We start from the raw sequence: 21,549 nt of genomic DNA, 5'->3' as shown, positions 1-21,549 counted from the left end.
ATTATTTTTCTTCAACAGTCAATAAGTGACTTACTTTGTCGATTTGACCACGAATTGCTGGGTTGTCTTCAACAACTACTGTAGAGTTAGTCTTTTTTAATCCAAGTGCTTCAACTGTTTTGCGTTGAGTTTCTGGACGACCAATCACACTACGACTGAGGGTAATTTGTAATTTAGCCATAACTTATATTCCCTCCTTAATTGTAAAGTTCTTCAACTGATTTGCCGCGTAATTTAGCAACATCTTCAGCGTTTTTAAGATTTTGTAAACCGTTAATTGTTGCACGCACCATGTTGATAGGTGTGTTTGAACCTAATGATTTACTTAAAATGTCAGTGATACCTGCTAATTCAAGTACGGCACGAACTGGACCACCAGCGATTACACCAGTACCAGGAGCAGCTGGTTTCATGAAGACATTTCCTGAACCGTAGCGTCCTGTGATTGTGTGAGGTGTAGTACCTTCAACACGAGGAACTTCGATAAGTTCTTTCTTAGCATCTTCAACAGCTTTTTTGATCGCTTCAGGTACCTCTTTAGATTTACCAGTACCGAAACCTACGCGACCATTCTTGTCTCCGACTACAACTAATGCAGTGAAACGGAAATTACGTCCACCTTTTACAACTTTAGCAACACGGTTAATCGTTACAACGCGTTCTTCAAATTCTTTAGTTTCTTCATCTCTGCGAGCCATTTAAGTGTCCCTCCTTTTAAATTAAAATTCTAATCCGTTTTCACGTGCAGCTTCTGCTAAAGCTTTCACGCGACCGTGATATAAGTAACCTCCACGGTCAAATACAATTGTAGAGATTCCTTTGTCTTGAGCTCTTTTAGCGACTGCTGCGCCTACTTTAGAAGCCATTTCAACTTTAGAACCTGATTCGTTAGCAAGTTCTTTATCTTTAGTTGAAGCTTGTGCTAAAGTTTCGCCTTTCACATCATCGATAACTTGAGCATAGATGTGTTTGTTTGAACGATAAACGTTTAAACGAGGCTTCTCAGCTGTACCAGATAATTTAGTACGAACACGAGCATGTCTTTTTAAACGTACTTTGTTTTTATCAATTTTGCTGATCATGTCAATACTCCTTTCTATAGAGTGTTATTTATTATTTACCAGTCTTACCTTCTTTGCGGCGAACGTATTCATCTTTGTAGCGAATACCTTTACCTTTGTAAGGTTCTGGAGGTCTTACTGAACGGATGTTTGAAGCAGTAGCTCCAACTAATTCTTTAGAAATACCAGATACCGTCACGTTTGTGTTCTTTTCAACTGAGAAGCTGATACCGTCTTCAGCTTTGATTTCTACTGGGTGAGAGTAACCAACGTTAAGTACTAAGTTCTCACCTTGCATTTGAGCACGGTAACCTACACCAACAAGTTCAAGAGACTTGCTGAAACCTTGTGATACACCAAGTACCATATTGTTGATTAAAGCACGAGTTGTACCGTGTACTGTTCTGTCTTCTTGAGAATCAGTAGGTCGGATAACTTCTAATGCGTTATCTTCTTGTTTGTAAGTCATTCTCTCACTTAATGTTTTTGATAATTCGCCTTTAGGACCTTTAACAGTCACTGTATTGTTGTCGATAGAAACTGTTACGTCATTAGGGATTTCGATTACTTTTTTACCAACACGACTCATGTTATCGCACCTCCTTGTTAATTATTACCAAACGTAAGCTAGGATTTCTCCGCCGATATTACGTTTTCTAGCTTCTTTATCTGTGATAACACCTTCTGATGTTGATACTAATGCAATACCTAAACCGTTTAATACTTTAGGAACTTCATCAGCTTTAGCGTAAACACGTAAACCAGGTTTAGAAATACGTTTTAAACCAGTGATTACACGTTCGTTGTTTTGACCATATTTTAAGAATAAACGAATAACACCTTGTTTATCGTCTTCTACAAATTCAACATTTTTGATGAAACCTTCATTTTTTAAGATTTCAGCGATTTCTTTTTTGATATTTGATGCAGGTAACTCTAATTTGTCGTGACGTACCATGTTAGCGTTACGCACGCGAGTGAGCATATCTGCAATTGGATCTTGCATTGTCATTGATTGTTGCCTCCTTTCAGACTTGTTTGTATTACCAGCTTGCTTTACGAACGCCAGGGATTTGGCCTTTGTAAGCTAATTCACGGAAACAAATACGGCATAATTTGAATTTACGATATACAGAATGTGGGCGTCCACAACGTTCACAACGTGTGTATTCACGTACTGAGAACTTCTGTTTTTTCTTTTGTTTAGCTACCATTGAACTTTTAGCCATTTAATTAGCCTCCTTTAGAGTTATTTTTGAAATGGCATACCGAATTGAGTTAATAACTCACGAGCTTCTTCGTCAGTGTTAGCAGTAGTAACGATGACGATATCCATTCCACGTACTTTGCTTACTCTATCATAATCAATCTCAGGGAAGATAAGTTGTTCTTTAACACCTAATGTGTAGTTTCCACGACCATCAAATGATTTTTTAGAAACACCGTGGAAGTCACGTACACGTGGTAATGAAACTGAGATAAGTTTATCTAGGAATTCGTACATTCTTTCACCGCGAAGTGTAACTTTCGCACCGATTGGCATACCTTCACGTAAACGGAATGTAGCGACTGATTTTTTCGCTTTAGTTACTAATGGTTTTTGACCAGTGATTTGTTCTAACTCTTCAACAGCATTGTCTAATACTTTAGAGTTTTGAACAGCGTCACCTACACCCATGTTCACTACAATTTTATCAATTTTAGGTACTTGCATTACTGAACTATAGTCGAATTTTTTCACTAAGTTCTCAGTAACTTCTGAGTTAAATTTTTCTTTTAAACGGTTCAAAGTGGATCCTCCTTTCACTAATTATTAATTATTAGATTTGATTTCTTCGCCAGATTTCTTAGCTACTCTGACTTTTTTACCATCTACAAATTTGTAACCAACACGTGTAGGTTCATTTGTTTTAGGGTCTAATAATTGTACGTTAGAAACATGGATTGCTGCCTCTGTTTCTAAGATTCCACCTTCAGGATTGAATTGAGTTGGTTTTTGGTGTTTCTTGATTACGTTCACACCTTCAACTACGACACGGTCATGTTTAGGTTGAGTTTCAAGTACTTGACCTTCTTTACCTTTGTCCTTACCTGCGATAACTTTTACGTTGTCACCTTTTTTGATATGCATGTGGGCACCTCCTTAGTGTTAATTGATTAAGTTAAAATTATAGTACTTCTGGAGCTAATGAAACGATTTTCATGAAGCTACCTTCACGTAATTCACGTGCAACAGGTCCGAAGATACGAGTACCACGTGGGCCTTTGTCGTCACGAATGATGACACATGCATTTTCATCAAATTTGATATAAGAACCGTCTTTACGACGAACGCCTGATTTAGTACGAACTACAACCGCTTTAACAACGTCACCTTTTTTGACAACGCCACCTGGTGTAGCATTTTTAACAGTTGCAACGATAATATCGCCGATGTTCGCAGTTTTACGACCAGATCCACCTAATACTTTGATAGTTAGTACTTCACGCGCACCAGAGTTGTCTGCAACCTTTAAGCGACTCTCTTGTTGGATCATAGTTAAACCTCCTTTATCTCAATGTTTTATTAAATAATTACTGATTCTTCAATAATTTCTACTAAACGGAAACGTTTTGAAGCTGATAAAGGACGAGTTTCTTGGATTTTAACAGTGTCCCCTAATTTAGCTGAATTGTTTTCGTCATGTGTTTTATATTTTTTAGAGTATTTTACACGTTTGCCGTATAATTTGTGTGTTTTGTAAGTTTCAACAAGAACTGTGATTGTTTTATCCATTTTGTCAGAAACGACTCTTCCAACATAAACTTTACGATCATTTCTTTCGCTCACTTTTGTAACCTCCTCTTTCATTTAATTATTGATTAGCCTTACTTTGTTCAATCTCTCTTTCACGAGCGACAGTTTTTAAACGCGCAATAGTTTTTCTAACTGTGCGGATACGTGCAGTTTCTTCTAATTGACCTGTAGCTAACTGAAAGCGTAGGTTAAAAAGCTCTTCTTTGGAAGATTTGATTTGTTCTTCGATTTCTGAAGTGGTTAAGTCTCTAATTTCCTTAGCTTTCATTTGTTTCACCACCCAATTCTTCACGTTTTACAAACTTAGTTTTAACTGGAAGTTTGTGACTTGCTAAACGTAATGCTTCGCGTGCTACTTCTTCGCTAACACCTGCTACTTCGAATAAGATACGACCTGGTTTTGCAACAGCGATCCAGCCATCTACTGAACCTTTACCAGCACCCATACGTACTTCTAATGGTTTAGCAGTGTATGGTGTATGAGGGAAGATTTTGATCCAAACTTTCCCGCCACGTTTCATGTAACGTGTCATAGCAATACGAGCTGATTCGATTTGACGAGAAGTAATCCAAGATGTTGTTGTCGCTTGGATACCGTACTCACCAAATGTTACATAGTTACCGCCTTTAGAACGTCCAGTTGTTTTCGGACGATGTTGACGACGATATTTTACACGTTTTGGTAGTAACATTATTATTTTCCTCCTTCACTAGTGTTCTTAGTAGGAAGAACTTCTCCACGATAGATCCATACTTTGACACCTAACTTACCGTAAGTTGTGTCTGCTTCAGCATGTGCGTAACCGATGTCAGCACGTAGTGTATGAAGTGGAACAGTTCCTTCTGAGTATTGTTCTGCACGAGCGATGTCAGCTCCGCCTAAACGACCTGAAACTTGAGTCTTAATACCTTTAGCTCCTTGTTTCATAGCTCTTGAAATCGCTTGTTTTTGTACACGACGGAATGAAGCACGATTTTCTAATTGGCGAGCGATGTTTTCAGCTACCAATTTAGCATCTAAATCGATTTTCTTAATTTCAACTACGTTGATGTGTACTTTTTTATCAGTTAAACCATTGATTTGGTTACGTAATTTTTCAATTTCTGAACCGCCTTTACCGATTACCATACCTGGTTTACCTGTATGGATAGCAATGTTAATACGGTTCGCAGCACGTTCAATATCCACGTGAGATACTGAAGCCTCTTTTAATGCTTTATCAATAAATTTACGGATTCTTAAGTCTTCATGTAATAATGAAGCAAAATCTTTCTCTGCGTACCATTTTGCTTCCCAGTCACGGATGACACCGACACGAAGTCCGATTGGATTAATTTTTTGACCCACAGTGTTCCCTCCTTAAAGTATTATTAAGCTTCTTTCGCTTCTTCTTTACCGTCACTTACGACGATTGTAATATGGCTTGTACGTTTGTTGATCGCACTTGCACGACCTTGTGCACGTGGACGGAAACGTTTAAGCGTTGGTCCTTCGTTAGCATATGCTTCTTTAACTACTAATTCGTCTGTGTTCATGTCATAGTTATGCTCAGCATTTGCTAAAGCGGAATTTAATAATTTTTCTACGACTGGTGATGAAGCTTTGTTTGTTAGCTTTAAGATAGCAAGAGCTTCCCCAGCACTTTTTCCTCTAATTAGATCTAATACAAGTCTAACTTTACGAGGTGCGATTCTAATTGTTCTTGCAACCGCTTTTGCTTCCATTGGATTGTCCTCCTCTACTTGTTAGATATTATCTTCTTGTTTTTTTATCGTCTGCTGCGTGACCTTTGAAAGTACGAGTTGGTGCGAATTCACCTAATTTATGACCAACCATGTCTTCGACAACATATACAGGTACGTGTTTACGACCGTCATGTACTGCGAATGTGTGACCGATAAAGTTAGGGAAAATAGTTGAACGACGTGACCAAGTTTTGATTACTTGCTTTTTGTCATTACCGCTTTGCGCTTCAACTTTTTTCATTAAGTGATCATCGACAAAAGGTCCTTTTTTAATACTACGAGCCATTTTGGCGCCTCCCTTCTTATTATGGCGTGCAGCGATTACGCCGCACACACTAATAAGTTTTTAGAATTATTTTTTCTTCTTCTTACGTCTACGAACGATAAATTTATCAGATGATTTTTTACCGCGACGTGTTTTCTTACCAAGCGTTGGTTTACCCCATGGTGACATTGGAGATGGCATACCGATTGGAGCACGGCCTTCACCACCACCGTGAGGGTGATCGTTAGGGTTCATTACAGAACCACGAACTGTTGGACGGATACCTTTCCATCTTGAGCGACCTGCTTTACCAACGTTAACAAGTTCGTGTTGAAGGTTACCAACTTGACCAATCGTAGCACGGCAAGTTGAAAGGATCATGCGTACTTCACCTGATTTTAAGCGGATAAGTACGTATTTACCTTCTTTACCAAGTACTTGTGCGTTTGCACCAGCTGAACGAGCAAGTTGTCCACCTTTACCTGGTTTAAGTTCGATATTGTGAATTACTGTACCTACTGGAGTGAATTGAAGTGGTAATGCGTTACCTACTTTGATATCTGCATTTTCGCCACTTTCTACTTCTTGTCCTACTTTTAAGTTTCTTGGAGCAAGAATGTAGCGTTTTTCACCATCAGCGTAAACAAGTAATGCAATGTTTGCTGAACGGTTTGGATCATATTGAATTGAATCAACTTTAGCAGTGATTCCATCTTTGTTACGTTTAAAATCGATAACACGGTATTGACGTTTATGTCCGCCACCATGATGGCGTACTGTCATTTTACCTTGGTTGTTACGTCCCGCTCTTTTCGGTAGCGGCTGTAATAATGACTTTTCAGGTTTAGTCTTCGTAATTTCAGCGAAGTCTAACGTAGTCATATTACGACGACCATTTGTTATTGGCTTATATTTTTTAAGAGCCATTGTCGCTTACCTCCTTATTGGTAACTTATTTTTAGTTGAATAGATCGATTGATCCTTCTGATAATTTAACGATAGCTACACGGCGTTTGTTTGTGTAACCTTGATAACGTCCCATACGTTTCTTCTTAGGTTTATAGTTAATGATATTAACTTTGTCCACTTTTACATCGAAGATTTCTTCAACTGCAATCTTAACTTGTGTCTTGTTTGCAGTAGTCGCAACATCGAATGTATATTTATCTTCTGCCATTGCTGCAGATGATTTCTCAGTGATTACGGGGCGCTTAATAACATCTCTTGCTTCCATTATCCGAGCACCTCCTCAACTTTTTTCGCAGCTGCTTCAGTAATGATTACACTGTCAGCGCTTGAGATATCTAATACGTTTAAACCTTCAGCTGTAGTAACTTGAACGCCTGGGATGTTGCGTGCTGATAATTCAACGTTTACATCTTCGCCTTCAACTACTACTAATACTTTCTTAGGTTGTTCTAAATTAGTAAGTACGTTTTTGAATTCTTTAGTTTTTGGTGCATCAAAGTTGAATGCATCTACTACTGTGAATCCATTTTCTTGTACTTTGTAAGATAATGCTGAACGTAAAGCTAAACGACGCATTTTCTTAGGCATCTTGTAGCTATAGCTTCTTGGTGTTGGTCCGAATACGATACCACCACCACGCCATTGTGGAGCTCTGATAGTACCTTGACGTGCACGTCCTGTACCTTTTTGTCTCCATGGTTTACGGCCACCGCCTCTTACTTCAGAACGATTCTTTACAGAGTGCGTACCTTGGCGTAATGAAGCGCGTTGTAAATTGATAGCTTCGAAAAGAACATCGTTATTTGGTTCGATTGCAAATACTGCATCATTTAATTCAACTGAACCTGATTTAGATCCGTTTACTTTTACTACATCATAATTAGCCATTATGCATTTCCTCCTTTCGTCCGTTATTATTTATTACCTTTTTTGATTGAAGTTGTGATTTCTACGAATCCTTTTTTAGGGCCTGGTACGTTACCTTTAACTAGGATTACGTTATTGTCAGTATCGACTTGAACTACTTCTAAGTTTTGTACTGTAACTGTGTTACCGCCCATGCGACCTGGCATTTTTTGACCTTTGAATACTTTAGATGCGTCAGATGCCATACCTACTGAACCAGGTGATCTGTGGAAGTGAGAACCGTGTGAACTTGGTCCACGTCCTTGGTTATGGCGTTTGATAGCACCTTGGAAACCTTTACCTTTAGATACGCCTGTTACATCAATTACATCGCCAGTTTCAAATGTATCTACTGAGACTTCTTGACCTACTTCGTATTCATCAACGTTAACGTTTCTGAATTCACGAATGAAGCGCTTAGGTGCTGTGTCAGCTTTTTTAGCATGACCTTCAGCTGGTTTGTTCGCAAATTTGTTTGATTTACGTCCTTTTTTGTATCCTTGTTTATCTTCAAAACCTACTTGGATTGCGTTGTAACCGTCAACCTCTTCAGTTTTCTTTTGAAGGACAACGTTTTGTCCTGCTTCTACTACTGTTACTGGGATTAAGTCACCGTTTTCTCCGAATACTTGTGTCATCCCAATCTTTCTTCCTAAGATTCCTTTGGTCATCGAAAGTCCACCTCCTATAGTTATCTATTATAATTTAATTTCGATGTCTACACCTGATGGTAAGTTTAAGCCCATAAGAGCGTCTACTGTTTTTGGTGTAGGGTTTACAATGTCGATTAAACGTTTGTGTGTACGTTGTTCGAATTGTTCACGAGAATCTTTGTACTTATGCACCGCACGGATAATTGTGTAAACTGATCTTTCAGTTGGTAATGGGATCGGTCCAGAAACATCTGCACCAGAACGTTTAGCTGTTTCAACAATCTTCTCTGCTGATTGATCAATCACTCGGTGATCATAAGCTTTTAATCTGATTCTGATTTTTTGTTTTGCCATAATTTACCCTCCTTATTCGTCTACATTTAAGTGATAGACTTCTCCACGAAAACTATCTCACACAACGCCATGGCAAAGCGGCCGGGTGTGTCAGTAACCTTTCGCTTCATCGCGTTTTCTAAAAGTCCAACATTAGCTATAATACACGAAATGCGTTGATTTATCAACCTTTCGCTTACCTTTAATTAAACTTTTTGTCTAACACATACCCTGTTATTGTACTGTATATTAGAGCGTACTTCAACACCTTTTCCAGGATTTTTTCTAAGATTCATCTTACCAAACTTCGTATCACTCTAATATTCTTTTTTAATATGGTATATTATAGGTAAGAATATTACAAAGGTGGTTAATAATTAATGAGAAATGGTGTGCGATTAACACTAATTATACTCAGTATTATCCTTATTATAGATGAATGCGTGTACGGAATCCCATTTTTAGGTGGACTCATTATCGTTCACGGTGGCTGGTCCCCCCTCTTCTTTAACGCGTTCTTATATGCAGTCGTTCTAATCATATTACTTGCTGATCGTCAGAATTCAATAAAACCTATGGCAATCATTCCATTTATTGGTCTTATCGGTTCGATTATTGCGATTATCCCTATCGTAGGGTTGATAACACACTGGATTCTATTCTTCTTGATGATTTTCTTCCTATTTATTGTGTTCTCAGCACCTGTTTATATTCCGAACCGTCATGCTAAGACAATTTATAATGATGAAAAACGTCATTAATTAAAATTATCAGCTCGTAAGATGTTAACTTTAAGATGAAAGTAACTCATGCGAAACATAAAATTAGAGAATGGGATAATACTAAAGCGATTTTGTGCTCACATATACTATTCTCTTTTTACTATCTCAGACGAATAAAAATAGGGTTTAGGTTCAACAACAACGTTGTTAGACCTAAACCCTTCTTAATTATCCATGCACAAACACGAAATATAGAATAAAGAGAATCATGAGTACATACATAATCGGATGAATTTGCTTATGCTTTTTAGTGATCAACATTGTGATCGGATAGAAGATAAAGCCACATGCAATCCCTGTCGCAATGGAATATGAGAGTGGCATCATGATAATCGTCACAAATGCTGGCACTGCAATCTCAAACTGTTTCCAATTGATTTCAGCAAAGTTTGCCGCCATAAGCACACCGACCACCACAAGTGCAGGTGTCGTCACTGCACTCGTAACGACGGCCATTAATGGACTAAAGAAGATTGCTAACAAGAAACAGAATCCCGTAACTACACTAGCGAAACCTGTACGCGCACCTACTGCTACGCCTGAACTTGACTCGATATAAGAAGTAGTCGTTGTAGTACCAAAGATCGCACCTACGATTGTCGCTAATGAGTCAGAGAACAATGCACGTCCTGCACGTGGCAGTTTGTTGTCTTTCATGATGCCTGCTTGCGTTGCCACTGCTACGAGCGTACCTGCTGTATCAAAGAAATCAATAAATAAGAACGTCAGGATGACTATTAAGAATTGGACTGAGAACAATTGTCCAGGATCCTTAAAGGCATCAAATGCCGCACCAAAGGTAGGTTCGATACTAGGAATTTTACCTACGATACTCGTTGGTGTATGTATCTGACCTGTAATCATACCTGCAATTGATGTAATAACCATACCGATGAATATCGCACCAGGTACTTTCAAGGCATATAGAATGACCGTAATGATAATCCCAAAGATGGCTAGTAATACAGCCCCATCTGTAAGTTGTCCTAAAGTGACGAGTGTGGAATCGTTCTTAGTGATAATCCCGGAACTTTGTAAGCCGACGAAAGTAATAAATAAACCTATGCCTGCCGATACCGCCATCTTCATCTGATAAGGAATGGCATTGATGATAACCTCACGCAAACCTGTCACTGTCAGTATCGCAAAGAAGATACCGGAGCAAAGCACGCCCGTCAAGCCGACTTGCCACGGAATGCCCATCGTTAGTACTACGGTAAAAGCAAAAAAGGCGTTCAGCCCCATGCCAGGAGCTAGACCGATTGGATACCTAGCAATCAGCCCCATAAATAAAGAACCGACGAAGGCAGCTAAGGCTGTCGCCACGAAAATAGCGCCTTGGTCCATCTTCATGCTATCAGATACACCTTTAACACCAGCAAGGCTCAACACTTGTGGGTTGACCGCTAAGATGTAAGCCATGCTGAGAAAGGTCGTTAATCCACCGAGAATTTCTCTTTTGAAGTTCGTCTCATGTTCTTGAAAACCAAAGTATTTTTTCACTGTAAGTTCTCCTTTTATTACACAAATACTCTAACAGTTTAATACTAAAACGTTGATATTACAATAACCGTCAGCAATTTTTCTAAGATTTTAAACCGTCTCAAACTATAATTTCAAATCTTTGAGCGCATCTGCGAACGGGTTATTCTGCATCGATTCGTCTTTCCCCATGTATTTCTTCATATCTTTCTTAGATACTCGATCTGTCTTTTTATTTTTATGACGTTGATCCATCTGTGCTTGCGTTTCACTATGGCCACAGACACAACGATAAACGGCTTGTTTCCCTTTACCAAAGCGCGTCAATTTCTTCTTACAGTTCGGACAACGCGCATTTGTCTTCTGTTGTACATTCTTCTTCGTCTTACAAGCCGGATCTGGGCACGCTAACATCTGGCCATGTTTCGTCTTCACTTTAATCATAAACTTCCCACATGTTGGACATTCAGTGGTAGTTAGATTATCGTGTTTATATTTTTGCTCGCTGGCCTTAATCTCAGCTACGATCTCTTGAGTGAAAGCTTTCATCTCTTTCATGAACTGACCTGCATTGTAATGACCACGTTCAATTTGGCTCAACTTATCTTCCCACTCCGCTGTCATAATCGGAGAAGTTAACTGTTGAGGTGCCAATTCAAGAATTTGTCTTCCTTTGCTAGTAACTTTAATTTTTCCATTATTTTGCGTAATCGCATTCATGTTAAATAATTTCTCTATAATATCTGCACGCGTAGCTACTGTACCGATACCTCCCGTAGACTTCAACGTTTCAGCATACTTCTTGTTCTGCACCTCAATATATTTCTGAGGATTCTCCATCGCTTTTAACAAACTACCTTCGTTAAAGTATTCAGGCGGCTCAGTATGATGGCTGTGAATATTAAAGTTTGTGACAGCATAATCTTTCCCTTGAGTAAAATGCACAGTGGACGACGCAACCGCTTTATCTCCCTGACTCACTGATTTATACCCTAACTCCTGAGTCACACGCTCTTTGAAAACGAAAGGATGCTCACCAATTTGTGCAGTAACTGTAAGCTGGCTATAGCGCTCTGGTGGAAGTAAGTTCTCAACGAAACGTTCAGCCACGAGCATATAAAGCTTCTGTTCTCTCGCCGACAAAGCATTCAGATCTACACGCACCTCAGTTGGAATGATGGCGTGGTGATCTGACACCTTACTATTATTAATAAAACGGCTCTTCTGAGTGTAATGCGTCTGACGACAAACTTTCGCAAGCGGTTTCAGTGACGTTGGCATCACCGCTTCTAAACGTTCCTTTAACGTGCCTAGCATATCATCCGTTAAATAATTTGAATCTGAACGAGGGTACGTGACTAGTTTGTGACGCTCATAGAGATTCTGAAGTGTATTCAATGTTTCTTTAGCAGTGAAACGATAGCGTTTGTACGCTGCTTCTTGTAAATCCGTTAAACTAAATAAATGTTGCGGATAAGATTTCTTCTGTTTCTCATTCACTTTGACAACCTTCGCCTGCTGCCCTTTCAATTGTTGAATGAGTGATTGCAACTGCTCTTTATCAGAAACGTTGCGCGGTTGTTCACATTTGAAGTCTGCTCCGTTAATGCGCGCACTTAACGTGAAATATTCTTGAGGTTGAAAGTGATTAATCTGTTCTTGTCGCGTTTGAATAAGTTGAATCGTAGGTGTCTGTACACGACCGAGTGAAAGTTGTGCATCGTATTTCGTAGTCAGTGCACGTGTCGCATTGATACCTACAATCCAATCCGCTTCGCTACGAGCAAGTGCCGCTCGATACAGTGAATTATATTTGCGCCCATCCTGTAAATGCTTGAAACCTTCTTGAATAGCTTTACGCGTCACAGAACTTACCCATAAACGCTTGATTGGCTTTTTATTGTTAACTTTATCCAGTATCAAACGTGCGACAAGTTCTCCTTCACGTCCTGCATCTGTAGCGATAATAATCTCCTTAACATCTTTACGCGTCAGCAAAGATTTCACCGTGTTAAATTGGTGTTTCGTCTTCGGTATAACGACAGATTTCATATATTTAGGAATGATAGGTAGATCTTGTAAACGCCATTCTTTCCAGCTTTTATCGTACTGTTCTGGTGTAGCATTCGTCACAAGATGTCCCAACGCCCACGTAACGATATATTTTTTATTCTCGAAGTAACCTTTACGTTGTTGATCGATATGTAAAGCCTGTGCAATATCTTTACCTACAGAAGGCTTCTCTGCTAATATTAATGATTTCATAACTCTTTCCTTTCTCCTCTAGTTAGTCTATTGTAACACGTCGATTTGATACGTTAGCCGTTTCTACATATAATAAGGTTAAGTAAGAACCCAAGATTACGCAATATCAAACTCATACGGAGGCCATTGATATGAATATAATTCAACTCACTGATACTCAGACCATACTCAACTTTGTCGAACATGCAGATTATAACAAGACGTCATACCTTTATAAACTTCCTCAAGAACATGCACATATCAATCAAATGCTTGAACAAGCGATAGACAATCCAGGTGTCTTTGCGTTAGTCGAAGATGATGACATCAAAGCCGTCCTCTTTGCTTTTACATATGATACCCAACGCTTTAAAGTCATCGGCCCTATCGTTCAAACAGGTTACACTTTGTCGATTGAAGATCAAGATGCTCTGTTTAAGCACATGTATCAAGCGCAACCACCAGAAGCGAATTTCAATTTCTCTTATGAAGCACAAACTCAAACGTATGCACGTGAGATGAAAGCGCTGGACGTCGCTTACAACTTTACAGATTATTACTTAGAAGCTTACCCTGAACAATCCGAAGCACTCGCATCATCCCATCCTACAATTACTGAATATCACAAGGCTTACTTTAGAGCGTTTCGCAAACTACATGACAAAGCCTTTAAGCGAGCAGAAATGAGTGCAGAAGACATTGTAGACGCATTGGATGAGTATAACCGTTTGTTTATTTATATGTCTGAAGGTTTATTAAAAGGGTACGTTTATCTTCAAGTGAACCCTAACAATCGCATCGCAGAGATCAAATATTTCACGAGTCATCGTGATTATCGCTTTAAAGGTATTGCGTTTGACTTATTGAAATATGTCCTACATTTTGCTTTTACACACTATGAGCTGAAAAAAGTCTACTTTAAAATTCGGAGTAAAAATAGTAAGCTGGTCGAACGCTTTAACGAACTTGGTTTCGTGGTTAATAACGAGTATAAGAAATTTAAATTCGTCGCTAACAATCTTCAATAACAACGTAGAAAAGGTCGGAAGCAGGACGCATACACCTGTACTTCCGACCTTTATTTTTAACCGTCAAACTGCGATGGCCTGATAGAGATAGAGGATAATAATGCTGATTAATATCGTACTATTCGACGCCATACCGATTAACGGCAAGGTCTTGTATCTAAACTGAAGTGCATATGGGATAATTGCTACGCCAACAGGTAACAACCAAGCCACTTGTAGTGTGGATTTAATCATCGGATCGCTCACTGGTAAGAAGAAGTGAATGAGCAGTCCTGCGATAACACCGAGTGCATAATGGCAAAGAATATATTTCCAGGCAAGCGGTAAGAAATGTTTCTCGATATTAAAGTTCAACATTAAGCCTAATAATATCATTGAAAGTGGCATATTGGCCTTTCCTAGTACATCGAAGAACTGAATCATCGCGGAAGGCAAATGGATGTTACACATATTTAAGATAAACATCACCACGTAAGTTACGAGTGGAACAGATTTAACTAAGCTGATCACGAGTTGTTTAAAGCTAAACGGCTGACCATTGCTGCTGTAATGACTGCCCACGAGATACGTGATACCAAACATCACAATGGCGCCACCAATATCAGCCATACCGAAGTAAATGAGCCCTTTGTCAGGCCAAATCGCTTCCACTAATGGATAAGCAAAGATACCAATGTTAAGTGATGCTATCATCATACCCATCGTTCCTCGTACCTGCTTATTGTGTTTCATGAACAACCAGAGCATAATTCCTTTCGCGATCACACCATAAAGAATCATCATGATAGGCAGAATAGATAAGGAAATATCTAAATCGGCGCTATTCAGATTAACGATTACGAGTGAAGGCAAGGTCACATTAATCACGAGTGTGGCAAGTACTTGACTATCGTTCGCTTTAAAGAAATTCATACGTTTCAAGAAATAGCCGAGTGCAATTAAGACGATGATTATAATAAACTGAAGCGTCACACTATCCCTTCTTTCAAACATCAGAAATTACCATACTGATTTACTTTAACACAGATGACAGTTAGTTTAGAAGCAATCTATTTCATGTTATAATCATGGAGAAATGCTTAGTCTCAAATGATTAGCAATTAGCGTTACAAGTTATATGAGAATGTTTTATTATCACTGAGTAAAGGAGTATCTTTATGGATTTAAATTCACAATTAGAAGAATTGAAATACGACTACGTTCGTTTGCAGAACGATTTAGATAAACGTGAATCTGTCGGACTTGAAACAGATCCACTCATCAAACAGTTAGAGGACATTGAGCAACAAATTTCAGACGTACGTGCTAAGATGAGAGAAGAACAATAATCTTCAAACGTCGATTCTAACGTTTTCATCACTTAAGAAAGGATATCATCCCATGCAACTTTACTTGATTCTATTACCTATTTTATATTTAATCGTTGCTTACATTAGCATCTTTAAGATGAAGACCATCTTCACTACAATATTGCGCATTATTATGGCTTTATTATTACTATTTGTCGTTGCGCTAACGACGGTTTCATTCCCAGCAGCCAACTGGTGGGTCTTCGTCGTCTTATTCTTACTAGTGGCGAATGTGGAAATCACTGGTTTCAAACATAGTAAACACGATAAAAAGGGTGTGCGTTTACTCAATATTCTTACTGTCATCCTATTCGTGATTTACTTGATTTTAACGATTGTAATGTATTAAAAATGAGTGACAGCAATTGGACTCACTCGTGCTTAGTGAAATCACATTCAACAAGAGCCTGGAACTAAATTAAAACTTATTAATTTTCAATGTTATAACTCTCGCTTGCTTATGGGACCACACTCAACTAATTCTTTTCGCTCAAAGAGCTCTAAGAATGGATTTTCGTTGTGGTCTAGTTCCATCAAGCGTCTCGAGTACACATTGAAAATCTATTCAAGAATTGAAATCAAACGTGCTTATCATTTACCTCAGAAGTTAATTTATATAATTATTCCAGGCTCACATTTTTATTGTGACCTAATACTCTCAATCGTTACGAGTCGACATTGAAAACACTATAAATTAAAATAAACGTTAAATTTTTAACCTCTCTTCTATTACTACTGATTAACTTCCATACAATATTAAAACTCAAATCAAATAGATAAATCACTAAGAAACCCATTAGCTACTATATACTTTTACAATAAATCTTACTATATTATTTCATTAGCTTCTTGTTAGCTTCGAAATTGTGGGTGATTTTTAGTTCAATCACTCACAATTCGTTCTAGCAAGGAGCTTTTTTTAGTCCTCTTTTTTAAAGCCTCAAATTCAACCTCAATCTGTCAATCCATAAAAAAACCGCCCACCACTCGGACAGTGGGTTCTCAACGTCATAACGGCTGTTGATAATAACCGCTGGCGTCACACACTAGTCCGAGCAATGAACGGTAAAAGTTTGTCATATGAAATTGTTCTTCAACTAGTTCGTGGCCACAATCACTTATTTATCACGAGGTTTCACTATCTTGTCTTTTAACGTGAACAGAATTTCATAAATTACTGGTACTACTATTAAAGTTAATAGTGTAGATGAAATGAGTCCACCAACGACCGCAGCTGCTAAGCCCTTAGAAATCAATACAGAACTGTCTTGGCCGAATAATAGTGGTACTAACGCTCCGATTGTGGCTAAAGCAGTCATTAAGATTGGACGAATACGTGTGCCACCCGCTTCTAATAACGCTTCTTCTGTCGTCATACCTCGTTGTTGATTGTTCACTACACGATCGATTAAGACAATCGCATTAGTCACAACAATACCAATCATCATCAACATACCAATCATCGTAGATACTGAGAATGTCTCTCCTGTAATGAGCAACGCGATAATCACACCGATAATTGTATATGGTAATGAGAAGAGAATCGTAAACGGTGCAAGTGCCCCTTTAAATGTGAGGACGAGCACGAGATAAACGATGATAATTGCTGCAATCATTGCAATAGAAAGTTGCGTAATCGCATCTGTAATATCATCCGTGGCCCCACCAACGTCTATGCTGACATCTTTCGGCTTATCAATCTTATTAACTTTTTGAATGATCTCATTCGATACGCCACCCACGTCTTTATTCGTTATCTTACCAGTCACAGAAGTCATGTAATCGCCTGATTCTGTTTCAAGTTTATTTGGTGTCTTGCCTTTTTCTAACGTCGCAATATCACTCAATTTCACGACTTTACCTGTAGGTGTAGGAAGACTGATGTTCTCAAGTTTCTCTTTAGTCCAATGTGTTTCTTTGTCTTGTTTGACTTTGACATTGATAGATTTGCCACCATCTTTAACAGTCGTTAGCGTCTCTTCTGGTGCATTCTCGTTCAGTGCGAGCGCAAGTTGTTTCGCTTTGATGCCGTTATCAGCTGCTCTGTTGTGATCCACCTTCACTTGATACTGTTCGTACGTTTGAGATAAGTCTGATTTCACATTAGCGAGCGATTTCTGCTGTTTCATCAATTTCTCAACTTTAGCTGAAGTCGCTTTAATTTTATCAAGCGATTCACCTTTAACTTTAACCTCTAAACTGTTGTTGTCGCCGCCAGTTCCTAAATCTTGGTTCTTCCATGTACCTGGTTGTTTAAAATGGTCAATGCGTTTCAACACTTTATCTGGTTCTTCATCAAAGTGAGGAGTATTCTTATCATACTCAACCATGATCGCTAAGCTGTTGGTACTTCCCGTCGGATCAGTTGGTGTTGCTCCTCCTACTGAGTACTGTACCGTCTTCACTTTATCTTTGTTATTTAAGTATTTCTGAACTTGTTCTGCATGATCAAGCACACCCTCTTCGGTTTCACCGGGTTCAGGAGTATAAGTTAAAGCAAGGTATTTATCTTCGCCTGTAGAAATAAAGCTCGTTCCGATCCGTGTGCCACCGAATGCAATTGTTAATACTAATACAAGTGTACTTACAATAATCACAATCCATTTATGGCTGAGAGACCAAGAAAGCACTCGACGATAACCTTTACTTACTGAGCCTAGTGAAGATTCAAATGCTTGCTTACGCACACCTTTTTTAAATAAAGTCGCACCTAAAGCTGGCACAATCGTAATTGATACGAGAAGTGACGCCAATAAACTAAACGCGATCGCAATCGCAAACGGTCGGAACATTTCTCCAACTGATCCCGTTACAAAGGCTAAAGGTAAGAACACGACAATCGTCACGAATGTTGACGACATAATCGGTTTAAATACTTGTCGTGTCGCATCAATTATCAGATGCTCTCCACGTGCTTCCTCATCTGGTTTCGTCAACCGTCGATAAATATTCTCGACAACCACGATAGAGTCATCTATCACACGACCAATTGCGACCGTTAAGGCACCGAGTGTAAGGATGTTGAGCGAAATATTACATAATTTCATCGCTACAAGTGCTATAAGCAAGGACATCGGAATAGACACGATAGAGATGGCTGTCGTACGAATATTTCTCAAGAATAAGAGAATAACGATAATCGCGACAATTGTACCGATCGCAGCCTTTTCAACCATCGTATAGATAGAATCTTGAATCGGTTTCGCTGTGTCCATGACTTTCGTTGCTTTCAAGCCAGGATTATCTTTCGTAAATTGTTCAATCTTCGCTCTGACATCGGACGCGACTTGTACAGTATTCGCATCTTGTGCTTTCGTTACTTGAACGTTCACCGCATCTTTACCATTCGTTCGAGAAATGGAATCACGCACGTCGCCCTCTTTGACATCCGCTATTTCAGACAACGGCACAGTTGAAGTCTCACTCTTCTTAGAAGCGCTAGAGCTTTGATCGTCAGAACTTTGTCCTACATCTAAAGGGATCTTCAATTGCTTGAGATCATCGACTGAACGGAACTGACCGTCGACTACGATGGACTTCTCTTTCTTATCAAACTGGAAGAGTCCAAGAGGCGTCTCATCGGACGAATCTTTGATATAGTCTTGAACGCTTTGTGCATCGAGCCCTTTCTCTTGAAGTGCTTTATTTTTAAATTTAATCGCAACTTCGCGCTGAGTTTGTCCATTCGTTTGTGCGTTCTGAACGCCACTCACAGTCTGTAACTTCGGAATCAAATTCTCTTTCACTTTCTTAGTCACATCGTTGAGATCATTATCTTTATTTGTAAAAGAGTAAGCCACAACCGGGAATGTATCCATATTGTTACGAACGAGCTCAGGTTCTTTGACCTCGTCTTTAAATTTAATCTTATCTATTTCTTTCTTGAGATCATTCTCTGCCTTATCCATATCAGTGCCATTCTCATATTCTACCGTAACCATTGAGGCATTGGCTGTTGACTGTGCACTGACGTTAGATACTTTCGACATTGACCTCACTTGTTCATCAATCTTATCACTGATATCTGTCTTAATCGTCTCTGGCGTTGCACCTGGTTCCGTCGTTTGAACTGTGATCATCGGTTGTTCAACGTCTGGAATCAGCTCTAGTTTCATCTTCACACTAGCGTACACGCCGGCTAATATGACGAGCAACACCATTAGGAAGATTGCAAATTTGTTTCCTAATGAGAACTGCAGTAATTTCTTGATCATCCGTTATGTAACCTCCAACTTCTATGTATTACTTTAAATTTACCACAACTCTGCGTTAAAGAGTATAGCGGTTATACAATTGCATCCGCGTGTTCATATTTATTAATGTTAAGGGCTCCTTTTGTGTGAAAGTGCTATGACCTAGCTTTTCTTACATATTAAAAAGAGCTAGCTAAGAGATGGCTAAGTCGATCTCTTGGCTAGCTCTAATCTTATAAAAATATATGACTGCATCCTTACTTCAGTAACATGGGTGATGACTCTTGATCCTTGAAAATGAAAGCATCTTATTATTCAATATCTCATTCCAACTAAAAAGCCACTCCCTATTATCAACCGCAATTATTTCTTACGTTTTAATTTACGTGATAATTTAATCTTCGCATTCGTGAGTTTCGGTTTAAGGTTCTCAATTGCAAGATATAACGGTTTATTTAAGACGTAGTCAAATTCACCAATCTTCTCGCTTAAGTACGTACCCCAAACCTTTTTAAACGCCCATAGACCATAATGATCTGAATCTTTATCAGGATTGTTGTCTGTACCGCCGAAATCATACGTTGTTGCACCATGTTCACGCGCATATTGCATCATCGCGAACTGCATGTGATGATTCGGCAAGAAATCGCGATAGTCGTTGGAAGAAGCGCCGTAAAGATAGTAAGATTTCTCACCACAAAACATGAGTAGCGCACCAGAAAGGTAAACACCTTCAGGGTGTTGCACCTCTAGCTCTTGCATATCTTTATACAAGTCTTCTGTCTTCGCAGTCTTGTTCTGATTGTCGTTCAATTTATTCTGCGTCTTCTTGTCTTGTTTCTTGTTCTGTAACTTCTCGCGCTCTTGACGAAGTTTCTCTAACTCCTCACCTAACTCTTGCAATACAGGCTTCGGTTCAAGCTTAACGAGGAACAGTTCTGCATCGCCATCTGGGTGTAAGGCATCATAGATATTCTCGAAATAACTGACATCACGAGTAAGGAAACCATCACGTTCACCCGTAATCTTCATCAATTCAGCGAACGTCTTTAAGCCGTCGCGACTCGCACGTTCTACTTTCGTACCGCGTTTCAATGACGTACGCACTTTAGAACGGTTACGACGTTCAAAGCTTTGGATAAGCTCTTTGTCAGACTTGTCAATCGGCGTAATCATCGTCATGCGCGGTTGAATATAGTCTTTAGATAAACCTTCTTTAAAGCCTTTATGTTTAAAACCAAGTGCTCTCAGATGACGCAAAGCTTCAATGCCATTATTGACCTCTACATCTGGGTCAATCTTAATCGCGTACGCTTTCTCACGTTTCGCAACTTTAATCGCTTCATCACGGAGCGCTTGTAGAGCTGATTTATTCGTATAGTCTGTTACGAAACCACGAGAAACGTAACATAATGTATAGGGCAGTTTAGGTATCTTTTTAAACAATAGTTGACCTACACCTTTAACTTCTCCATTCTCACCTACAGCGATACGTTTCGAATACCAACCTGTTAACTTCTTCGTCTCGCCCCATTGCGTGAGCTGTAGTAAGTCGCCATTGGGATGAGATTTCACGAACGCATCATGTTCTTGATTTGTGATATTCATTCTTTCCATCAATTTAAATGTCTCCTTTGTATCTGAACCAGTAACTATTATTATACTTAAAAAAGCCTGCGCTTTCACGTACGAGGTTGTGATTTGTTATTCTAAATATAACATGTTAGACAGAGGAGTAAAT

General features: G+C 39.0%; 29 protein-coding genes. 4 read left to right on the top strand and 25 right to left on the bottom strand.

Features of this window, described 5'->3' with window-relative positions; all coding sequences use genetic code 11:
• Position 1 precedes the first annotated feature (1 nt).
• From rpmD to rpsJ, 20 genes are all read right to left on the bottom strand, one after another.
• Positions 2–181, bottom strand: a complete 180-nt coding sequence (rpmD, locus tag CD126_RS06715; RefSeq protein WP_002471339.1) for a 50S ribosomal protein L30 — start codon at positions 179–181, stop codon at positions 2–4.
• Between the two features lie 16 nt (positions 182–197).
• Positions 198–698: a 30S ribosomal protein S5 gene (gene rpsE, locus CD126_RS06710; RefSeq protein WP_002471257.1), complete on the bottom strand. Its 501-nt coding sequence runs from the start codon at positions 696–698 to the stop codon at positions 198–200.
• A 21-nt stretch (positions 699–719) separates the two neighbouring features.
• On the bottom strand, positions 720–1,082 hold the full coding sequence (gene rplR, locus CD126_RS06705; RefSeq protein WP_002471319.1) for a 50S ribosomal protein L18: 363 nt from the start codon (positions 1,080–1,082) through the stop codon (positions 720–722).
• Positions 1,083–1,113: 31 nt separating this feature from the next.
• A complete protein-coding gene (rplF, locus tag CD126_RS06700) occupies positions 1,114–1,650 on the bottom strand; it encodes a 50S ribosomal protein L6 (RefSeq protein WP_002471299.1) in 537 nt (178 codons plus the stop codon).
• A gap of 24 nt (positions 1,651–1,674) precedes the next feature.
• A complete protein-coding gene (rpsH, locus tag CD126_RS06695) occupies positions 1,675–2,073 on the bottom strand; it encodes a 30S ribosomal protein S8 (RefSeq protein WP_002471330.1) in 399 nt (132 codons plus the stop codon).
• A 31-nt stretch (positions 2,074–2,104) separates the two neighbouring features.
• Positions 2,105–2,290 (bottom strand): type Z 30S ribosomal protein S14, encoded by a 186-nt coding sequence (locus CD126_RS06690; protein WP_002471303.1) that lies wholly within the window; start codon positions 2,288–2,290, stop codon positions 2,105–2,107.
• Between the two features lie 20 nt (positions 2,291–2,310).
• Positions 2,311–2,850, bottom strand: coding sequence for a 50S ribosomal protein L5 (gene rplE, locus CD126_RS06685; RefSeq protein ID WP_002471285.1), 540 nt, complete (start codon positions 2,848–2,850; stop codon positions 2,311–2,313).
• A gap of 24 nt (positions 2,851–2,874) precedes the next feature.
• The gene (gene rplX, locus CD126_RS06680; protein WP_002471259.1) at positions 2,875–3,192 is read right to left on the bottom strand and encodes a 50S ribosomal protein L24; all 318 of its coding nucleotides are present in this window, start codon (positions 3,190–3,192) and stop codon (positions 2,875–2,877) included.
• Positions 3,193–3,229: 37 nt separating this feature from the next.
• Complete coding sequence (gene rplN / locus CD126_RS06675; protein WP_002471341.1) at positions 3,230–3,598, bottom strand: 50S ribosomal protein L14; 369 nt, start codon at positions 3,596–3,598, stop codon at positions 3,230–3,232.
• 29 nt (positions 3,599–3,627) lie between these two features.
• A complete protein-coding gene (gene rpsQ, locus CD126_RS06670) occupies positions 3,628–3,891 on the bottom strand; it encodes a 30S ribosomal protein S17 (protein WP_002471371.1) in 264 nt (87 codons plus the stop codon).
• A 25-nt stretch (positions 3,892–3,916) separates the two neighbouring features.
• Positions 3,917–4,126, bottom strand: coding sequence for a 50S ribosomal protein L29 (rpmC, locus tag CD126_RS06665; protein ID WP_000644737.1), 210 nt, complete (start codon positions 4,124–4,126; stop codon positions 3,917–3,919).
• A complete protein-coding gene (gene rplP, locus CD126_RS06660) occupies positions 4,116–4,550 on the bottom strand; it encodes a 50S ribosomal protein L16 (protein WP_049407661.1) in 435 nt (144 codons plus the stop codon). Before rplP ends, rpmC begins: the two co-directional genes overlap by 11 nt.
• 2 nt (positions 4,551–4,552) lie before the next feature.
• The gene (rpsC, locus tag CD126_RS06655) at positions 4,553–5,206 is read right to left on the bottom strand and encodes a 30S ribosomal protein S3 (protein ID WP_002471267.1); all 654 of its coding nucleotides are present in this window, start codon (positions 5,204–5,206) and stop codon (positions 4,553–4,555) included.
• Between the two features lie 23 nt (positions 5,207–5,229).
• The gene (rplV, locus tag CD126_RS06650) at positions 5,230–5,583 is read right to left on the bottom strand and encodes a 50S ribosomal protein L22 (protein ID WP_002471313.1); all 354 of its coding nucleotides are present in this window, start codon (positions 5,581–5,583) and stop codon (positions 5,230–5,232) included.
• A 28-nt stretch (positions 5,584–5,611) separates the two neighbouring features.
• Entirely contained in the window at positions 5,612–5,890 is a 279-nt protein-coding gene (gene rpsS / locus CD126_RS06645; protein WP_002471283.1) for a 30S ribosomal protein S19, read from the bottom strand.
• Positions 5,891–5,956: 66 nt separating this feature from the next.
• A complete protein-coding gene (gene rplB, locus CD126_RS06640; protein ID WP_103370224.1) occupies positions 5,957–6,796 on the bottom strand; it encodes a 50S ribosomal protein L2 in 840 nt (279 codons plus the stop codon).
• Between the two features lie 31 nt (positions 6,797–6,827).
• On the bottom strand, positions 6,828–7,103 hold the full coding sequence (gene rplW, locus CD126_RS06635) for a 50S ribosomal protein L23 (RefSeq protein WP_002471342.1): 276 nt from the start codon (positions 7,101–7,103) through the stop codon (positions 6,828–6,830).
• The gene (gene rplD / locus CD126_RS06630; RefSeq protein WP_049407657.1) at positions 7,103–7,726 is read right to left on the bottom strand and encodes a 50S ribosomal protein L4; all 624 of its coding nucleotides are present in this window, start codon (positions 7,724–7,726) and stop codon (positions 7,103–7,105) included. Before rplD ends, rplW begins: the two co-directional genes overlap by 1 nt.
• 26 nt (positions 7,727–7,752) lie before the next feature.
• Complete coding sequence (gene rplC, locus CD126_RS06625) at positions 7,753–8,415, bottom strand: 50S ribosomal protein L3 (protein ID WP_049407656.1); 663 nt, start codon at positions 8,413–8,415, stop codon at positions 7,753–7,755.
• A gap of 27 nt (positions 8,416–8,442) precedes the next feature.
• Positions 8,443–8,751: a 30S ribosomal protein S10 gene (rpsJ, locus tag CD126_RS06620; RefSeq protein ID WP_002471362.1), complete on the bottom strand. Its 309-nt coding sequence runs from the start codon at positions 8,749–8,751 to the stop codon at positions 8,443–8,445.
• Between the two features lie 359 nt (positions 8,752–9,110).
• On the opposite strand from rpsJ, the gene CD126_RS06615 reads away from it, so the two are divergent.
• The gene (locus CD126_RS06615) at positions 9,111–9,491 is read left to right on the top strand and encodes a hypothetical protein (RefSeq protein ID WP_049407654.1); all 381 of its coding nucleotides are present in this window, start codon (positions 9,111–9,113) and stop codon (positions 9,489–9,491) included.
• A gap of 189 nt (positions 9,492–9,680) precedes the next feature.
• Here CD126_RS06615 and CD126_RS06610 read toward each other — a convergent pair whose 3' ends face one another.
• Both CD126_RS06610 and CD126_RS06605 read right to left on the bottom strand, forming a co-directional pair.
• Complete coding sequence (locus tag CD126_RS06610; protein WP_049407652.1) at positions 9,681–11,015, bottom strand: NCS2 family permease; 1,335 nt, start codon at positions 11,013–11,015, stop codon at positions 9,681–9,683.
• A 105-nt stretch (positions 11,016–11,120) separates the two neighbouring features.
• Positions 11,121–13,259, bottom strand: a complete 2,139-nt coding sequence (locus CD126_RS06605) for a DNA topoisomerase III (RefSeq protein ID WP_103370223.1) — start codon at positions 13,257–13,259, stop codon at positions 11,121–11,123.
• Positions 13,260–13,390: 131 nt separating this feature from the next.
• On the opposite strand from CD126_RS06605, the gene CD126_RS06600 reads away from it, so the two are divergent.
• Entirely contained in the window at positions 13,391–14,266 is an 876-nt protein-coding gene (locus CD126_RS06600) for a GNAT family N-acetyltransferase (RefSeq protein ID WP_049407649.1), read from the top strand.
• Positions 14,267–14,329: 63 nt separating this feature from the next.
• Here the strand turns inward: CD126_RS06600 and CD126_RS06595 are convergent, their stop codons facing one another.
• Entirely contained in the window at positions 14,330–15,238 is a 909-nt protein-coding gene (locus CD126_RS06595; RefSeq protein WP_002471359.1) for an AEC family transporter, read from the bottom strand.
• 185 nt (positions 15,239–15,423) lie between these two features.
• On the opposite strand from CD126_RS06595, the gene CD126_RS12125 reads away from it, so the two are divergent.
• The gene (locus tag CD126_RS12125) at positions 15,424–15,594 is read left to right on the top strand and encodes an SE1832 family protein (RefSeq protein ID WP_002471302.1); all 171 of its coding nucleotides are present in this window, start codon (positions 15,424–15,426) and stop codon (positions 15,592–15,594) included.
• A 52-nt stretch (positions 15,595–15,646) separates the two neighbouring features.
• On the top strand, positions 15,647–15,964 hold the full coding sequence (mspA, locus tag CD126_RS06590) for a membrane stabilizing protein MspA (protein WP_049407648.1): 318 nt from the start codon (positions 15,647–15,649) through the stop codon (positions 15,962–15,964).
• Between the two features lie 769 nt (positions 15,965–16,733).
• Here mspA and CD126_RS06585 read toward each other — a convergent pair.
• Positions 16,734–19,829: an efflux RND transporter permease subunit gene (locus CD126_RS06585; protein WP_103370222.1), complete on the bottom strand. Its 3,096-nt coding sequence runs from the start codon at positions 19,827–19,829 to the stop codon at positions 16,734–16,736.
• 342 nt (positions 19,830–20,171) lie between these two features.
• On the bottom strand, positions 20,172–21,425 hold the full coding sequence (locus CD126_RS06580; protein ID WP_049407644.1) for a lipid II:glycine glycyltransferase FemX: 1,254 nt from the start codon (positions 21,423–21,425) through the stop codon (positions 20,172–20,174).
• Positions 21,426–21,549: the final 124 nt, after the last annotated feature.

This window comes from Staphylococcus pettenkoferi (genome assembly GCF_002902685.1).
GTDB lineage: Bacteria > Bacillota > Bacilli > Staphylococcales > Staphylococcaceae > Staphylococcus > Staphylococcus pettenkoferi.
This window is presented reverse-complemented; position numbering and strand designations above follow the sequence as displayed.

Coding starts and splice junctions, on each gene's coding strand:
- rpmD (WP_002471339.1), bottom strand. CDS start 181: ATGGCTAAATTACAAATTACCCTCAGTCGTAGTGTGATTGGTCGTCCA.
- rpsE (WP_002471257.1), bottom strand. CDS start 698: ATGGCTCGCAGAGATGAAGAAACTAAAGAATTTGAAGAACGCGTTGTA.
- rplR (WP_002471319.1), bottom strand. CDS start 1,082: ATGATCAGCAAAATTGATAAAAACAAAGTACGTTTAAAAAGACATGCT.
- rplF (WP_002471299.1), bottom strand. CDS start 1,650: ATGAGTCGTGTTGGTAAAAAAGTAATCGAAATCCCTAATGACGTAACA.
- rpsH (WP_002471330.1), bottom strand. CDS start 2,073: ATGACAATGCAAGATCCAATTGCAGATATGCTCACTCGCGTGCGTAAC.
- CD126_RS06690 (WP_002471303.1), bottom strand. CDS start 2,290: ATGGCTAAAAGTTCAATGGTAGCTAAACAAAAGAAAAAACAGAAGTTC.
- rplX (WP_002471259.1), bottom strand. CDS start 3,192: ATGCATATCAAAAAAGGTGACAACGTAAAAGTTATCGCAGGTAAGGAC.
- rplN (WP_002471341.1), bottom strand. CDS start 3,598: ATGATCCAACAAGAGAGTCGCTTAAAGGTTGCAGACAACTCTGGTGCG.
- rpmC (WP_000644737.1), bottom strand. CDS start 4,126: ATGAAAGCTAAGGAAATTAGAGACTTAACCACTTCAGAAATCGAAGAA.
- rplP (WP_049407661.1), bottom strand. CDS start 4,550: ATGTTACTACCAAAACGTGTAAAATATCGTCGTCAACATCGTCCGAAA.
- rplV (WP_002471313.1), bottom strand. CDS start 5,583: ATGGAAGCAAAAGCGGTTGCAAGAACAATTAGAATCGCACCTCGTAAA.
- rpsS (WP_002471283.1), bottom strand. CDS start 5,890: ATGGCTCGTAGTATTAAAAAAGGACCTTTTGTCGATGATCACTTAATG.
- rplB (WP_103370224.1), bottom strand. CDS start 6,796: ATGGCTCTTAAAAAATATAAGCCAATAACAAATGGTCGTCGTAATATG.
- rplW (WP_002471342.1), bottom strand. CDS start 7,103: ATGGAAGCAAGAGATGTTATTAAGCGCCCCGTAATCACTGAGAAATCA.
- rplD (WP_049407657.1), bottom strand. CDS start 7,726: ATGGCTAATTATGATGTAGTAAAAGTAAACGGATCTAAATCAGGTTCA.
- rplC (WP_049407656.1), bottom strand. CDS start 8,415: ATGACCAAAGGAATCTTAGGAAGAAAGATTGGGATGACACAAGTATTC.
- rpsJ (WP_002471362.1), bottom strand. CDS start 8,751: ATGGCAAAACAAAAAATCAGAATCAGATTAAAAGCTTATGATCACCGA.
- CD126_RS06615 (WP_049407654.1), top strand. CDS start 9,111: ATGAGAAATGGTGTGCGATTAACACTAATTATACTCAGTATTATCCTT.
- CD126_RS06605 (WP_103370223.1), bottom strand. CDS start 13,259: ATGAAATCATTAATATTAGCAGAGAAGCCTTCTGTAGGTAAAGATATT.
- CD126_RS06600 (WP_049407649.1), top strand. CDS start 13,391: ATGAATATAATTCAACTCACTGATACTCAGACCATACTCAACTTTGTC.
- CD126_RS12125 (WP_002471302.1), top strand. CDS start 15,424: ATGGATTTAAATTCACAATTAGAAGAATTGAAATACGACTACGTTCGT.
- mspA (WP_049407648.1), top strand. CDS start 15,647: ATGCAACTTTACTTGATTCTATTACCTATTTTATATTTAATCGTTGCT.
- CD126_RS06585 (WP_103370222.1), bottom strand. CDS start 19,829: ATGATCAAGAAATTACTGCAGTTCTCATTAGGAAACAAATTTGCAATC.
- CD126_RS06580 (WP_049407644.1), bottom strand. CDS start 21,425: ATGGAAAGAATGAATATCACAAATCAAGAACATGATGCGTTCGTGAAA.